Here is a 17,543-nt window from a genome sequence, read left to right on the forward strand (position 1 = left end):
CCGCAGCAGCGGACCGCGAGTCCCGGAACTGGGCTAGGCCGGCGTTCCGAAGCGGGCGATCTCCTCCCGCAGCTCCGCGAGCACCTGGTTGAACCGCGTCCCGTCCTGATTGGCCAGAGCTTCCTGCAGCGGCGTGTTGAACCTCGCCAGCGTCCGCTGGTCGACGACCGCGACGGCGTTCCTCTTGGAGTTCTTCTGGATGTAGGCCAAGACCTCCACGGCGATCAGCTCCGAGGCCGCCTTGGCCGCGTACTCCGGGGGCATCCCGGCGAAGACGTTGGCGTTGAGCACGAACTCGTTCGGCTGGTAGGTCACGTTGCCGACCACGACCGGCTCGTTGCCGAAGAACTCGTAGCCGACGACGAACTTCTCGTCGACACCGCCCGCGAAGGCGATTTCCCGCTCGTGCGGCATCTTCGCCCCGAAGGACAACGTCTGGTTCACCGCGATGCCGCCCGGCGCGAAGATCCAGTAGCGCCACTTGCCCGCACCTAGCTTGAAGTACGAGGCGAGCGAGGTGCTCACGAACATGGAACTCTTGTTGGTGGCGACGAATTCGACCAGCGAGATGTTCTGCCCGCTCGACGTCGTGTTCGCCGGGTTGAGAGGGTGGAATCCGGGTGACTCGGGGTCGCCGGCGCTGCTGAGGATCTGGTCCGGCGACCGCCGGTCGACTCGGAAGGTGAACTTCGGCTCGGCCAGCACCACCGGGCGCGGAACGATCTGGTCGACGGCGACTTCGGTGACCGCCGCGGGCGGCTGGTTGCTCGACCACGCGAACGACGTCAGGGTTTTGATGCCAGGTTCGACCGGGTGGAATTCGCCCATCCTGGTGAACGCCACGATCTCGTTCCCGGACCACCAGTTGTACGTGGACCCGTCGACCGTCGCTTTGAAGGTGGAGGTGTCCCAGACACCGAAGGCGCTGATCTCCACCGAGCCGTCGTCACGGGCGGTGCGGAACCAGCGCTCGTCCGAGCTGAGCTGGATGACCTCGTCACCCATCGGCTTCGGTGTCGTCCAGCGTTCGCGGATCTCGTGTTCGAGGTGCTTGTTGGCTCCGGTGACCTTCTTCCGCTCGCCCAGCGTGATCCGCGACTGACCGGTCGAGCTGATCTCGCCGGTGGCCGGCCGGTAGAACAGCTGCTCGGAACGCGGCGGGGCGCCGAAGGTCAGCAGCACCTCCTCGCCCAAGTCCTGCCGGGTACCGAGGTGCGCCGCGCCGAGCCGGTCCACGAGCAGCACTCGGCCGCGGTCCTGCACGAAGTATCCGATCTCCACGCCGTCGTGCTTGATCTTCGTCGGCGCACCCCAGCCCTCGATCGGTGCGGGATCGTCGTCGGCGGACCAGAAGTTCAGCTGCTCGGTCGGCCCGCCGTTGATCTCCTGGTGCAATTCCTGCTGAATCAGGTCGATCTCCGCGCCGCGGCCGTTGCGGAGGGCATCCGCGTAGCGGGTGCGGAACTCCGCCACCTTCTGCGCGTCCAGAACCGGAGCCTGCCGGTGTTCGGCCTTGTACGCGCGGATCTCCGCCTCGACCAGATCCTCGGCGAGGTTCTCCGCGGTGTTCTTCCTGGTGTTCTTCGGCGTCTCGTCCGATGGGCCCTCCGGCCTGACGTCCCGGATCAAGGGCAGCGGATTGAACGCCAGCGGCCCGTTGCTCGCCGACCAGACGACGGTCTTCGGCGCACCGGTCCCGTCGACCTCGGTGACCTCGACGATGTTCTCCGGCGCGATCGTGCCGAGGAAGGCCGCCTCCTGCTCCCACGATGCGGCCGACCAGCTGATGTTGCGCTTCTTGAAGGTCTCCCGGATGTCGATCCCGGGGCGCGGTGCGCGGATCTCGTAGCGGTAGCGCCGCTTGTTGTGCCGGTAGTTCTTGTCCGTCGTAGTCGAGACGAACTGGGTCTCGCCAAGCCCGGTCACGTGGGTTTCGATCGAAGCCGGGGACAAGCCGCCCTCGTACTTGCGCAAGCTCGCGTCCTTGGGCTGGAGCCCGTACTTGAGCACCAGGGCCGGGTGCTCGTCCAGCCACCGGAACGCGGTGATCCCCGGCTCGGTCTGCACGAAACCACCGGTGATGTCCTTCTCGTGCAGGAATTCGTTCAGCTTCCCGTCGAACGGCGGCGTCTGCAGAGCGCCCGGGTCGAGGTCCATCGGCTCGGCGGAGTTCGTGCTGGCGGCCTGGGGGGTCAAGGCGGTGAAGACCGCGTTCTCCATGCTCTGGCCGCTGTCGCTGTGCCAGCGGATCGGCTGCTCGGACTCCTGCTGCGGCGCGGTTTCCGGCGCGGGAGGGGCGATCTGCTGCGGGGTCGGGGCCGGTCGCGCGTTGCCGAAGGTGTTCCAGGTGCCGCTGTCGGCCAGCACGGTGCTGGGGGTCGAGCCGTGCAGCTTGGTGCCCACCTTGCCGCTCGGCGCGTGCACGGCGCCGCTGTCGAACTGGGCGAGCGCCTGCTGGAAGTCGTAGGCCGATCCGCCGGGCTCGGTGAGCTTGCCGGACGAGCAGGCCAGCAGCAGGTAGTCGCGGTTGGCGGCGAAGTACCCGTAGTGCTTCACCACCTTGGCGAAGGACGCTCCGGGCAGCTTCACCGTGCGGCCGTCCCGGTGCGTGACGGTGAAGAGCTTGTCGGTCGCGTGGGCGTTGATGACGAACGGGCTCCGGCCGGATTCCCAGGGCACGGTCTGCAGGTACCCGGCGGCGGAGGCCGGGTTCTGCACCTCCTTGGCGACCTTGTCCAGGTCCGCGTGCGGGACGGAGTAGTTCGTCGTGGGCGCGGAGTCGGCGTGGGCCGCCCACTTCTGGAAGTCCTGGAAATCCCGGTCCTTGGCGAAGGAGACGCCGAACAGCTCGTCGTTGTTGTCGCGCACTTCGCGCGCCGTGATCTCGCTCGCCTTGACGTGTACGGCCTCGCCGTCGATGAAGCCCTGGACCAGCTCGTCGTCCACCGGCTTGGTGTTCAGCTCGTCGACGAAGAGCTGCTGGATGTCCGGAACCGGTTCACCGTCGCTGATCTGCGACGCGTCCCAGTTCTGCGGCACCGGCTCCGGGCTTCGGCTCGGACCGGCCACCGGCACCGGCTGCCTGCTGGGGCCCGCGATCGGCGCCGGGCCCTGGCCGGGCTCCGGCGGGAGCGGCAGGCCCATGGCCTCCGCTTCCTCCTTCGTGAAGGACAGCAGGAGACCACCCTCGCGCACCGCGTCCTGGTGATGGTTGGTCTCGCCGAAGGCCGAGACGACCCAGGCCGTCGCGGTGTACTGGACGTCGAAGGCGTACACGTAACGGGTTTCGCCGCCGCTCCTGGTCCGGCCCTGCAGGTCGATCCCGTCGTTGCTCTCCGCTGTCGTGGTGTGCTTGTGACCGCTGACGACGTCCGGGGAGATGTAGCCGATGTCGCGCATCGTCACTTCGCCCGCCCCGTGCACGAGGCCGGTGCTCTTGGACGTCGTCTCCGTCGAGGAGAACACCCCGCCCTGCAACGATTCGCCGCCGCTGGTGCCCACCTGCTCCACGAGGACGGGCTTGTCCAGCTTGTACTTCAAGCCGACCACGTAGTCGCTGGCGAGGAACTTCTCGGCCAGCTGCAGGGAGGTGATGACCTCGCCCTTCATGAAGTCCTGGGGCTTGCTGACCATCGCCGTGCCGGAGAACAGCTCCTCCAGCTGCATCCGGTGCGGGCTGGCCGGACCGGCGAACCGCTGCGCGGCCGGGAGCACCTTCCCGCCCGACTTGGCCGCCTTGCCGATGACCTCGGCGGCCAGGTCCACGACCCCGTCGAGGTTCTGCTTGACCACCTGCAGCGATTTCGCGTTGCGCACCTTCGCGGTGAGGTCCTCGCCCTGCTTCTCCTCGGGGAACCCGCCCGGCCGCAGCGCGCTGCCGGTGCTGGGCAGATCCAGCAGGTACTCCGGCATCCGCAGCTTCGCCACGGCCGGTGCCGTGCCGGTCCCCTCGGGCATCGGCACCGGCGTGGCCTGCATCTTCCGGAAGAAGCTGGGCGCGATCGTCTCGTACAGGTAGGAGCCGACGCTGTACTGCTTGATCTCGTAGTGCAGCGTGACCGGCACGTCCACCTCGACGTCGGTGTCGCTGCGCTCGCTGCGCGAACCGTGCTGCTGGGCGAACCCGGTCGACAGCTCGGTGGACTTGGAGCTGCTCTTGCCCCACTGCGCCGACGGACCGGGGAACACCAGCGGGTCGTCGGTGCCGGGCAGGACGTTGAACGCCAGGGTCCCGGCCTTGCTCGTGGACGACGAGAGCATGTGCTGCTCGCCCTCGGAGTGCTGGTTCTCGGTGACGGCCTTGCTGCCGGGCAGCGGCCGGACCATCGAGTGCTGGTGCTCCTTCCAGCCGGGCGCCGGTTCGGCCCAGACGTGCAGGCCGAAGAACCGGCCGCCCCACTTCTTGGCCGCGCGGAGGTAGAGCGTCTCGCCCCCGTTGAGCAGTTTCTGCTGCACCGCGGGGTGGTCGAGATGTTTGAGCAGTTCCACCGCGACCTGGTTCCCGTCGCGCACCAGGGCGGGCGCGTGTTCGGCGAGCGCGTCCACGAACGGCTGGCCCAGCGGCTGCCCGGCGACCAGGTCCTGGACGGTGACGTCGGCGCTGACCGACTTGCCGAGGTCGGCCAGGCCCGGCGCCGGGCGCAGCGTCCCGGGCGTCGGCGGGGCGAACGAGTTCTCCAGCCAGGCGTTGGCGTCCCGCTCGGTCATCACCAGCACGTGGGAATCGCGCAGCAGGTAGCTCTTGGTCAGGGTGCTGCCGTGCGCCGGGTACGGGTTGAGCGCATCGCTGTGCAGCGCGTGCTGGCCCGCGGTGACCTGCTGGTCCACCACGGCGTGGGCCAGCACCATGACCAGCTTCTCCCCCGGAGCCACCTGCTGGGTCGTCTTCCACCACCCGCTGCGCGACGACGTCTCCCCGGTGCCCGCGCTCTTGCTGTAGGAGGCGATGCCGTCGAGGCCGCCCGCGCCGAGGTGCAGGTCGCCGCCCCCGCCGATCGAGTCCCCGTGGCTGAAAGCCGCGTTGCTGCTCAGCTTGTTCGCGCTGCTGATCTTCAGCAGGTCCGGCGGGATCTCGCCGATCACCTTGGAGCCGTACAGCTTGACGTTCGCGCTCTCGGAGACGACCAGGTCGTAGTGCCCCCAGGTCCCCGGTTTGATTCCCTTGGCCAGCAGCTGCGGACCGTGCTCCGCCGCGGCCAGCGCGGTCGCGAAGGCGTCGGGATCGGTCGGGACGTGGAACTTCGGGCCCCCGCCGAAAGGCAGCTTCGAGGCGATCGCGGTGGCCGCGCGCACGACGGGCAGCTGCTTGTGCTGGTCGATCCAGTTGCCCCAGGACGTCTTCTGCCCGGCGGCACCGGCCAGCTGGAGGTCCTTCGAGTAGGTCTGGAGCAGCTGCTTGATCTTCACCACCGGCGAGGAGAGGATCACCGCCTTGCCCGCTCCGAGCTGCGGCCCCAGCTCGGAGAGGTCGGCACCGGCCGGGAGGATCTCGGTGGTCCCGGCGTGCAGTTCGTCGGCGTGGGCCGCCTTGAACTCCGGGACCAGGTACTCGGCCACGGTCCCGACCGTGCTGTTGTAGGTCCGCTCGACGCCGTTCTTGCCGGTCACCGCGAGCTTGACGTCCAGGTCGAGGTCCTGCTGCAGCAGCACCGCCGGGCCGCGGTAGGCGGCCTTGACCTCGTGGGCGGCGGCCGACCCCGCGGTCGACCCGGTGTTCGCGGAACCCGTGAGCCGACCACCGCCGTTGAGGTTGAAGTGCAGGCGGCTGGCCACGCCCTCCGTGGCGTGCTGGATCCGGAACCGGGCGTTGAGCACACCGCTCAGCGAGAAGGTGTTGCTGGTGCTGTTGCTCGCCGACACCTCGGTGCCACGCGTGCTGGACAGCGAGGCGTGCTCGATGTGCTCGGCCGACCGGATGTCCTTGGGCCTGCCGGTGACCGACACCTCCACCTTCTTGCCGCCGAGGTCGAACTCGACGGTGTGGGCGTGCTCGTCCCGGGCGCGGGCACGCTGCTGCTGGTTCGCCTCGAGCTGGTCGAGGACCTCCAGCCACTCCTGGTCGCCCAGCGGGATGTCCTGCTTCGCCAGCTGCTCCGCGAACTCCGCGACCGCCTCGCCCGGCGGCCGGTCGCTGTGCACCACGTAGGTGTGGCCGTTGAGTTCCACCTCGGTGCTGATCGAGGTGGTGCCGATCTTGTGGGCCGCACGCACCAGCTTCACCGGGTCCAGGTCGGCGAGCTTCTCGCGGGCTTCGTCGTAGAGCTTCAACCGCTGCTCGGCGGTCAGCGAGGTGTCCCGGAGCAGCAGATCGCGCACCGCGCTGAGCGCGTTGCCCAGCACCTGCCCGGAACCGTGCAGGTGCCGCAGATCGGTCAACCTGCCGTTGCCGACTAGCGTCCGGAGGTCCCGCTTGCGCTCCGGGGTGAGGGGGGACGGTGCGGGCAGCGGAGGACGGTGCGGCGCGTCTGCCATCGCGGCGTCGAGCAGGTTCTCGAACTTCGTGGCGTCGGTGTTGCGCACCCAGACGTAGGCGCTGATCACGTGGCTGCCCTCGGGCTTGTCCGGGCGCGCCTTGCCGCCGACCTCGATCGAGGTGGTGTGGTCCAGCCGCAGGTCCAGCCGGTACCGGGTGGCCTCCGAGGTGTGGAAGCTCTTCTCCTTGAAGAACGCCTTGGTGCCCGCGGTGACGCCCTTGCTCTGGCTCGAGCTCATCCGCAGGTCGAAGTTGGCGCCGACCTGCCCCTTCCGCCCGTGCACCTTGTCCATGAGGCTCTCGATCGCTTGGAGCCCCCGGACGGTGACACCGACCAGGAAGCTGCCGGTGCTCGTGACGCTGGAGCTGGTGCCGAAGCTGTTCCGGTGCGTGTTGCCAGCGTCGATCTCGGCGGTGCTCACCTTCTGGAACGCCGTCAGGTGCAGTTCGCCGGTCGTTTTCAGGTCGATCCGGTGGTCGTTGTTGGCGACCTTGTTCCGCACGTACCGGGCGACCGCGTCGGCTTTCGGGCCCAGCTGCTCGACCGCTGGGCGGTTCGGGTCCTTCGGCACGACACCGGAAACCTGGACGGACAGCTTCGCGGCCACTCCGCGCAGGTAGTTGTCCATCAGGCCGGCGTCGGAGAGCCGGTCGGCGTGCTTCTTGATCAGCCCCCCGGCGTGCGGGACGGCATTGGCGATCCCGGTGAGGACGGTGTCCTGGAAGTCGCGGAGATTGGTGTAGCTCTCCACGTTGGCGATGAGGGTCAGCGCCTCGGCGGGCAGCGGCTTGGCCTGCCCACCGGGCGGCAGCAGGTGCGGTGCGTCGGTGCTCTCCGGGCCGACCGCCTCGGCCGGGTAGGCGAGCTGGAGCTTCTCCGGCAGCTTTCCGGTCACCGCGACCGGGTCGGCACCGGCCTGGTGCAGCGTGGTGCGCACCTCGAAGCCGACCTCGAAGACATCGGTGAACCGGGTCTTGCGCACGTGCAGATTGCTCTCGGTCTGGGTGGTGCCGACCTTGTTGGTTGTCTCCCCGGACACGTTGACCAGCGGCAGCACGTACAGCAGGCCGCCGGCGGCGACATCGGCGATGACCCCGCCGGTCAGGTTCACCCCGGTCTTGTGCGCGTGGCTGGCGGAGGCGCCGGCCGAGGGCGTCGTCTCCAGCACGGTCTTCTGCACCGGGCTGCCCGGATCGAGATTCGCCAGGTGGGTGGCCGAGTTGGGGATCAGGTCCAGCGACAGGTTCCGGCCGCCGCCCAGCGGAAGCCAGATCTTCTTGCTCAGCAACCCGTTGAGCCCGTCGCCCGCCGCGAGCTTCGTCAGGTGCGCGGGCAGCGCGTCCAGTGCGGCCTGCTCGGCCTGGGTGAGCGGTCTCACCAGGCTGCCATCGACCGCGCCCACGATCATGCCGACGAGCTTCTCCCCGGCCGCGGTCAGATCGCCGACCGACTGCTCGCCGACTGCGACCAGCCCGGCGTCGGTGGTGACCGCGTTGTCCCGGGCCAGCGGAACCGGAGTGCGCGCGTCGAAGTTCACCGACCGGTGCAGCCGCGCCAGCCGTTCCCTGATGTCGTGATCCATCGCCGCGAGCTGGCTCGACGAGACGGATTCGACCTGTGAACCGGACTCGTCGAGCTGCTCGTCCGAACTGCCGCGCAACGACTGCGCATGCGCCTGGATCGGCGTGCCGAACTCCAGCTCCGAGAGGTTCAGGCTCTCGTCGGACCCGGACAGCGCATCGGGCTGCGGCAGGCTGTTCCGCAGGGACTGCACGAGCGCGTCGAACGCTTCGGGAGTTTCGGCGTCCGCCAGTTCCAGCAGGTTCGCGACGTAGGCGGCGTACTCCGGGTCACCGCCGGTCAGCTCGTCGGCGTTGGGCGGAATGTCGGTGCTCGTCGGGCTGTCACCGGCGCCGTCCCAGAACGTCACGCCGTTGGCCGGGCCGCCGGTGCCGTTCGGCTGCTGCGGGCGGAATTTCACCGCGTCCGCGGAGTCGACGTCGAACGCCGCGCTCTTCTCGTACAGCAGCGTCTCGCCGCCGACCTTCGTCCACCCCCCGCCGCGCAGCTGCTTGTGCACCTCGATCTCGTAGACCACGTCGGAGTGGAAGCGCTCCAGCGTCGCCTTGGACGCCTTCTCGTTGCCCTCCAGCTTGAAGGTGCTCTGGTCGCCGCCCCGCCCCGCGCCCTTGTAGTTGAGCTGGATCGCGGCGTTGTTGTTGGCGGGCGGCTGCAACGCCGCGTACCCGAGCCCGGCGTAAGCGGCCTGCTCTTCGGTCTCGGCGTAGTCCGTGGCGCGCTTCTGGTCGTGCTTCTGCTGCTTGGCGGGCAGGTCCCAGGTCGCGTCGTGCACCGGATTCGCGAACCGCATCTTCACCTTGAGCTTGACCTGCTCGTTGCGGGTTCCCTCGGGCAGCTCGAACTTCACGGAGTGCCCGTCCGGACCGGCGAACTTGTGCGGATTGCCCAGCAGCATGTCCTGGGACAGCAGGGCGTCCAGCTTCGCCCGGTGCTCCGTGCCGGGCGAGAACGCGCTGTGCTCGCGGTGCCCGGACTTCCCGATCAGGGCACCGACCTTCGCCGCGAGGTCGCCGGGCACCACCTTGGCCAGGTTGAACGACGAGGATCCGCGCACCTCGTCGGTGATCTCCCCGGGCACCTTGCCGGTCTCCGGGTCCACCTGCGTCGCAACGCCTTGCGTCTGGGCCGCGGTGCCGGTGTTCAGCAGTCCTTCCGGCACCTCCAGGCGGACCTTGCCGGCGAAGGCGTCGGTGTGCACGGTCCGCGAGTCCGGGTTCCGGAAGCGCTCGCCGCCGGCGTGGCCGTTGGTCAGCTCGCTCACCAGCAGTGCGGGCTTGGACACCTTGATCAACTCGATCTTGAACTTGCCCGGCTGCTCGAACTGCGCCGCGTCACCGGTGCGGCTGCGGTGCTGGTAGTTGTCCGTGACCGTGTTGCTGACCTCGACGCCGTCGGAGAGGTGCCCACCCGCCACCACGGCGGGCCCGGTGCTGCCGCTGCCGCTCGGGATCATCGGGCGCGCGATGCCGCCGACGGTGAACTTGACCGACCGGGCACCCTGGTGCTCCACCGCGCTGCTGCCGGAGGTCTCCGCCGAACCGCCGGTGGGCTTCTCGACCGGCGGAACCGGGTTGTCGCCCGGGTCGGCGACCGGGTGGTGGACCAGCTGCACCGGGTTGCCGTCCGGTTCGAAGGTGACCTTCACCGTGTAGCGGGTGCTGCCGGAGAAGAAGTTGCCCCGGGTGAAGCTGTGCTCCCAGCCGCCCTTGAGGATCTGCTGGACCACACCGGTGCTGTTCAGCCCGTTCAGCCCGTTCGCCCGGAGGATCGCGCCGAACGCCGACGGCTTGGTGCTGCCGACCGCGGGCTCCGTCGATGTCTGGGCGTTGACGGCCGTGGGCGGCGCGAGCTTCGAGAAGTGCTTCTCGATCTTCTCCGTCACCCGGTCGGCCAGGTTCTTCTCGTCCTGCAAGGAGAAGTCGAGGACCTTGACGTCCTTGTCCAGGCCGTGCCCGAGCCCGTTGAGCACCGGCACTCCGCCGGGCCTCGCGACGGGCTCGACGGTCGGTGGCTGCCAGTCCTCGGGAAGCGGAAGTCCCTGCGCCACCGCCTGTTCCGCGGTCACCGCGACCACCGAGCTGTTCGGGAACAGGACTTCGACGTGGTCTTGGGTGGCCTTGACCAGCTTGGGCGCGACGTCCGCGCCGTGGTTGCCGCTCTGGCCCCAGAGCTCCTGCCAGGTGGCCCAGCTCATCGTGGCCAGCTGGTCCGCCTTGTACAGCAGGACCGGCGAGGGGGTGGGCGCGCTGGTCACCTTCCCCGCGCCGGAGTGCGTGTCGCGGTCGCCCCTGTCGGCCTGGTAGCCGGCGCTCATCCCGAACTCACCCGCGCCGAAGAGGACCGAGATTCCCGCGTCGCCCGCGATGCCCGCGCCCTCGCCCTCGTGCACCGACTTCTCGCTGGTGTTGACGTGCTGCCACGTCATGCCCTCGACGACGGGCAGCGGGGTGGGGTTGAAGTACTTGAACTCGATGCTGCCCGCGCCGCGCCGGTCGAACAGGTAGCCGCGCTCCGAGCCGAGGTTGCGCGTCTGCGGGCCCTGCCCAGCGGACTGCTGGGCGACGTCGAACCACTGGCGGGTCAGGTCGACCGCGTTCGCGTACTCCTTGGTGAGCCACAGCTTCGAGTCGTTGCCGAGCTTGGTCTGCAGGTCCTTGAACTCGCCGTTGAGCTGCTGGTAGTGGTCCGGCGACCAGACCAGCACGCCGCCGTGCAGCTCCTTCGGGTTCTGCTGCAGGTGCTCCTGGAGGGCGCCGCCGTGCAGCGGGTCGCCGCCGGTGAGCTCGGACTGCGCGTCGATCAGGAAGTCCGGCACCTGGTGACCGGTGACCGCGTCGACCTGCACCTTCCCCAGGTCGGTCTTGATCTGCGACTGCGCGACCGCCACCAGGTCGCCCGGCTTGGTCACCGCCTTCTTCAGCCGGTCGCCGAGGCTGACGTCCAGGGTCTCCTCGACCTGGACCTCGAACCTGACGCCGCGCTCAACGATGCTGCCCGGCCCGGTGTACTTGACCTTGTCCTCGTGCCCGAACGCGGACAGGTGGCCGCCGAGCTTGTGGACCTCGCCCTTGACCTGGGCGGTGACCCCGGCGCCGACGTAGTTCGGGCGCCCGTAGCCCTCCGAGGACAGCCGGGCGCGCACGAGCGCGGACAGCGTGCCGCGGATGCCGATGGTGTTCTTGTCCCGCTCCCGCCAGCCGGTGCTGTAGGAGCTGGTTCCGGTGGAGACGAGGTTGTCCTTCTTGTGCTCGGCGAGCACGTCGCCCAGCACGCCGTCGACGGTGATCTGGTAGTGCCGCTTCCCGTGGTCGACCGTCAGCTTCAGGGGCTGGTCGGGGAGCTCGCCGTCGGGGTGGGTGAACCGGTTGAACCCGGCGGCCAGGTCGCGGGCGTTGAGCGCGGAGAGCTGGCGCTTGAGGTCGCGCAGGTCGGCCGCGGTCAGCTCGACGCCCTGCTTCCGCAGGTGACCGGTGATCAGGTCGAGGGTCTTGTCGAAGACCTGGTCGGCCTGGTCGATGTACTTCAGACCGCTGACCAGGCCGCCGTTGGACACCGCGTCGCTCAGCGCCTTCTTCCGCTGCGGGTCCGGCTCGGGCTTCGGCGTCGGTTCCGCCGGCCGGGGCTTCTGGTTCGCCAGCGCGGCATCGAGCTCGTCGACCAGCGCCTGGTACTTCGACTCCTCGACGGTCACGTAGTAGGCCCCGTCGCGGCTCTCGCCCAGGTCCTTCGCGACGGTCTTCGTGGCGCCGAACTCCCGCGTCTCCAGATCCACCTGGAAACTCGCGTCCAGTCGGACGAGCCGCATCGGGGGCCCGGCCTCCAGCAACTTCTGCTTGTCCGACCAGGCCACCTTGTTGGTGTCGGTGTGCTTGCTGGTCGCCCCGGCACCGATGTGGGCGGTCGGTGCGATCTGCACGTTCGGCAGGATCTCGCCCGCACCGCCGACCCGGATGCCGGGCTCGGCACCCATCGTGGTGCTGCTCTCCTGCAGGTCCTCCAAGGTGCTGCGGGAGTCGGTCCCGATGCTTCCGGTGAACGGCCCCAGGTCCTCGTAGCCGCGGAACTTCGGCTTGAAGTGCGCGGTTACCTCGGCGGGCTTGGTGCTCTGCCAGAACCGGAACTTGGGCAGCAGCCGGCCGTGCTCGGACTTGTGCGTGATGGAGAACCCGTGCGGCAGCGAATGCGCCGAGGCCTCCTCGAACTTGCCCGCGTTGATGCTGTCGCTGAGGTTGTGCCACAGAACCTTGTCCTGCCGGACGCTGTCCGGCACGTTGCTGAGCACGTGCTTGTGCAGGTCACCGAGCTTCACCATGTCGATCGCGGCGACCAGTTCGGTCAGCTTCGTCGGCAGGTCCACCGCGTCGGCGCGGCTGGGGGTGCTGTTGCGCACCGCGTCGACCGCCGGGCCGACGTTCTCCTTCGGGTAGGCCACCAGCGAGGAACCGAACGGCACCTGCCCGGTGGAGCCGGTGTCGCCGGACTTGGTCAGCTCTTCCCAGTGCAGCACCGCGTCGACGTCGAAGGTCTTCTTCGCCGAGCTGATCTTCATCGTGCCCGACACGTCGTCGGAGTAGCGGGAGCCGTACTTGTTCCCGCGTTCCCCACCGGTGGTGAGGGTGGGAGTCACGCCGATGACGGCCTGAGCCGCGCCCAGCGCCGCGCCGATCACGCCGTTGAACGCCGTCTTCCGGGCGTTCTCGACGCTCTGCTCGAACTTGGTGCTGGATTCGGTGACGCTCTTCTGCTGGACGTTCGTGTCCGCTTCGGCCTGGTGCAGGCCGGTGAAGTCCAGCGTCAGGACGATGTCCTTCTGGACCGTCTCGACGCCGTCGGCGGTCAGCTCCTGCGTGTCGACCATGAACAGCTTGCCCTGGGAGAGGTCCTGCAAGAACCCCATCTCGCCCCGGTTGTTGATGAGGTGGGCGAACTGGTCGCGCAGGGAGTTCACCGCCACCGAGTTGGTGAACGGCAGCTTCTGCACCACCTTCCCGGCGAGCTGCTCTGCCGCCTCCTCCCGGTTCAGCCCGCCACCGGGCCCCGGCACGACGTCGAACATCCGCAGCAGCCGCGTGTTGCGCGCCGCGATGAACCCGTCCCGGACCAGGCTGGTGGGAACTTCCGGCGGCAGCCGCTGCAAGAGGTCCAACGCCTGCTGGAAGTTCTTCCGCAGGTCACCGGCACCGTGCTCGGGCACCTCCAGCTTCGGGGCGTCCGAGAACTTGCCGAAGTCCTTGAGGAACTCCTCGACCGGCTGGACGTCGTCGAAGTCCGCCAGCTGCTCGCCGGCGGACTTCTCCACCGAGCTCTGGTGCGAGCTGCCGGGCGCATCGGCGGACTGGTTCGGCGTCGCGGTGTCCTCGCCGTCGAAGAAGGTCAGCGGGGAGGTTTCGGCCTGCTGGGTGCTGGCCGCGTCGGGCTGGACCATCGTCGCGGGCCGGGAGAACTCCGCGAGCGAGTGCGTCCGGTCGCCGGGGCCGAACCGCAGGAGCTTCAACGCCTGCGGGGGCAGCTCGACCTGCTCCTCGTGGAAACCGCCGTCCTTGTCGGACACCGTCGTGACGTCGGTGACGCTGGTGACCAGGTTCGCCAGCTCCGGATGGGAGGCGAGGTAGCCGAGCGCCGCGGTCCAGATGATGTCCGGCCGCTCGTGCTTGGACACCAGCTCGTTCACCAGCGTCAGGTGCAGGTCCCCGTCGCGGCTGTGCAGCTCCTTCACCAGCGTCTGGACCACGTTCTTGGTCAGCGCGATGGACGCGGGCAGGTCGTCGGCACCGATGGCCGGGCCCGCCGACTCCGGTTTGGTCCAAGAGCTGCCGCTGCGCATCGCATCGCTCGGCGACTGCGGGAATCCCTTCACCCCGCCGAGACCGAGTTCCGCGGCCATCGCCTCCATGGCGTTCGGGCCGGTCTGGAACATCACGATGTGGCGGCGCGCGGGGAAGATGTTGAGGGCGTAGTCGTGGTAGGGGCCCGGACCGGCCTCCGCGTCGTGGTTCTGCTGGAACTGGGGGATCAGCTCGGACTGCGTCTTGAGGTAGTTGGCGCCGAGGTGGTCCAGGTAGAAGTCCGCGAACGGGTGCCCCTTGCCCATCACGAAGAGGTCGTTGCCCGCGTTGCCGTTGTCGAGGACGTGCACGCCGTACCCCGGACCGCTGGTGGCCACCTGAGCGGCTTCGGCGAAGTAGTCCTTGCCGGTGCGGTACTCGCCGTCGCTGTACACGCCGCCGAAGCGCTTGAGCAGTTCCATCCGCAGGATGTCGCTGGCCGCGGCGTAACCGGCCTTGGTCTGCTTCACCATCTCGGACTGGAACGGTTGCTGCAGTTTCATCGGCGCCGCGGCGTTGAACACCTCGTCGACGTTCGCCAGGATCACGCCGTTCTCCTGCGCCCACGTCTTCATCTCGCGCACGGCGTGCGTCGGCGGCTTGGCGAACTGGTCCCGCGGCACGTCGGTCCAGAGCACGACCTTGCCGTGAGCGCCGAGGGCCTTGGCCGAGCGCTCCAGGTTCGCCATCATCGTCGCCTTGCCGGTGGCGGCCGACGATCGATCGGTGATCGGGCCGCCGAGCCAGATCGAGTGCCGCAGGTGCGGCATCTCCAGCTGCTTCGGCAGCGGCGTGACGTTGGCCGGTGCCCACTGCTGCTGGGCGTCGGGGCGGTAGACCGACACCGGGACCGGGCTGCCGACCAGCTCCTCAGCGGCGAGCCCCGGCGGGATCTGCGGCGCGAAGTCCAGCCGATCGGGATCGCGGGGCGCCGCGTGCGCGAGGTCGAGCTTCTCCAGCAGGTGGACGCCCTGCTGCGCGGTCAGGTTCTCGAAGCCGGGCCCGTAATCACCGGTGGGCACGAACGACGGTGCCGGGTCGAGCAGTCCGAACAGGTCCTGCTCCAGGACGGTGTCCGGGTTCGAGTCCTGCTCGGCGATGAACATCCCGTTGTCCAGCAACGACGTCGTCGCCGGCACGTCGTCGGCAGCGCCCAGCTCGTCGTTGAGCGCGGCGCGCTCGTCCGGCGTCGTACCCAGCAGGTCGATGTTGAGCGTGTTCCGCTGGAACTGCTCGTGCTCTTCCGGGGGGACGAAGCGCGGTTTCCCGGGATCCTCCTGCCACTCATCGACGTTCTGCTGCTCGGGAGTGGGTTCGACCGGATTCGGGTTGTTCGCGTCGGGAAGTTCCGTCGAGTGGATCTGCGCGGTGTCGGTCTGCGCGGTGTCGGTCTGCGCGCTGTAGGTGTTCGGCTCGGAGCTGGTCACGACCGGTGTCGGCCGGCGCTGGTCGTCGACGTTGGTGTTCGGCTGGTTCGGCGAGCCGTTGTCCGTCGACGGGGCGGAACCGGATTCGGGGACGGACGTCGTCAGCTGGGGAACGGGCTGCGCCTGGGTGTTCTCGGTGTTCGGCGAGGTCTGCGCGGAGAAGTCCGGCGGAGCCGAGTTGTGCAGCGAGGTGCTCGGGCCGCCCGCCTTCGGCGTGACCTGCGTGTTCGGCGTGGTGCCCTGGTTGGGCTGCGGGCCCGCCGTCGTCTGGACCTGGGTCGGCGGTGCGACACCGGACGGCGTGGTCACGGCCTGGTGGTCGTTGCCCTGCACCTCGGACTGCTGCACGTTGGTGCCGCGGTTCCCGTGCTCGTCCAGTTCGAGCACGTCACCGTCGAAGTCGTCGGGAGAGCTGTCCCGGTCGTCGACCGGGCCGGTTTCGGTGAGGACGCCTTCCGGTGCGGAGTGCTGCGAACCGGTGCTGCTCGGGAACTCGCCGAGGCTCTCCGAGGAGCTCTCGGTGTCGGCCATCCACCACTGGATCGCGTCATCCTCGGCCGCGGAATTGTGCTCCGTCGACGACGTGTTCGCAGACGTCGAGCCGTTCCCGTTCGAGGTGTCGCCGCCGGGCGGCTGGTTGCCCCCGGTGGGCGATCCGCCGAGCTTGGTCGCGTCGGACTCGGTCGGGACGTTGGCACCGGTGGCCCCGTCCGCCGTGGACATGCCCGGAGGCCCCCACACCGCTTGCTTGAGCTTGTCCGAGAGCGGATCGCCGACGAACTGCTCGCCCAGCGACTCGGCGGCACCCATCACCGCGCCACCGGTGAAGCTGTACCAGCTGACCTTGAACTCTTTCTCGTCGCCGAAGAACAGGTTGTTGAAGCCCTCGCTGAGCACGCCGTGCGCGCCGTGCACCGGTGACCCCAGCACCGAGGTGCCGAGCATGAACAGCTTGCCGGGCTTGTGGTGGTCGTTGACCGCCTTCTGGAGGGCCTCCGGGTACTTCTTGACCAGCGACTCGACGGTTTCCTTGCCCAGCTCCTTCTGGTACGGGGCGAGCACCTCGTCGAGATCCTTCGACAGCACGTGCACCGGGTTCTTGCCGATGTTCTTGGTGATCTTCTCGGCGACCTGCTCGCCCAGCTCCTTGGCCTGCTGCTTGCCCGCGTTCTCACCGAGTTTCTCGGCGAACTTCTCACCGAAGTTCTTGGCGAAGACCTCGCCGAGCTGGTTCTTGAAGTTGAACCCCGCACCGGCGCTGAGCTTGCCGAGGCCCTTGATCCCGGAGAAGTTGGCGATCTTCGGGTTTCCGAACCCGGTCATCATGTAGGTCGAGAAGTTCTTGGTCGTCGACGCCATGCCGGCCCCGAACTTGGCGTTCTGCTCGCCGAAGGCGTCCTTGACGCCCTTGCCCAGGAAGTCGTCGAAGTCCTGCAGCTTGCTGCCGATCTTGTTGAACGGCGCAATCTTGTTCATGAACTTGCTGTTGAACGCCTTGCCCAACAGCTTGGTCAGGGTCTTGCCCAAGGCCTGCGCGCCCAGCGAGGCGATACCGCCGAGCGCACCGGAGATCGCCGCACCCTTCATCGCCGCATCGGTGAGGTCCTGATCCCACCCGTCGCGCAGCCCCTGGTCGATCTGCCACTGCTGGGTGGCGGCATCCAGGATCGCGGCGAAGATCGTTTCCATCGCCAGCGAGATGATCGTCGCGATGAGCAGCTGCATCAGCAGCCGGAGCACGGCCTGCGCGAGGGCTCTGATCGACGCGATCTTCAGCAGCGAGAGCCCGCCGGTGGGCACCGCCAGGGCGATGGCGATCGCGATCTCGATGGCCATGAAGATCAGCTGCGCGATGGCCTGGATCTTCATGTACTCGACCTGCGCGGCGACGTTGCGCAGGTACTTGTACATCCCGCGGGCGCCCTTGACGGCCGTCTCCAGCGGGATCTGCCCCTCCTTGCCGGGGGTGATGTACTGGTTGGCGTACTCGCCGAAGGCCTTCGCGAACTCGCCCTCGGTGGAGTTCTTGATGGCGTTGACGAACTCGTGCAGGTGGGTCTGCAGCGATTCGAGTTCACCGGCCAGGTCCTGGTACTGCTCGGCCAGCGCCCGCAGCCGGTCCTCGTCGGCCTCCGGCCACTGCGAGCCGGTGAGGCCGGCGAACGCTTCAGCGTGTTCGGGTGGGATGTACAACGCCACGGCCGAGCACATCCCCTTCCCGATCGCGCCACCCCGCC

Annotated in this window: 1 protein-coding gene; it reads right to left on the bottom strand. The window is 68.6% G+C overall.

Going from position 1 to position 17,543, the window contains the following annotated elements; translation table 11 throughout:
- Positions 1 to 33 precede the first annotated feature (33 nt).
- Positions 34 to 17,505: a scabin-related ADP-ribosyltransferase gene (locus tag C4T78_RS26540; protein ID WP_143185913.1), complete on the bottom strand. Its 17,472-nt coding sequence runs from the start codon at positions 17,503 to 17,505 to the stop codon at positions 34 to 36.
- Positions 17,506 to 17,543: the final 38 nt, after the last annotated feature.

Origin of the sequence: Saccharopolyspora kobensis (genome assembly GCF_900108315.1) — a bacterium.
Classification (GTDB): Bacteria; Actinomycetota; Actinomycetes; order Mycobacteriales; family Pseudonocardiaceae; genus Saccharopolyspora; species Saccharopolyspora kobensis.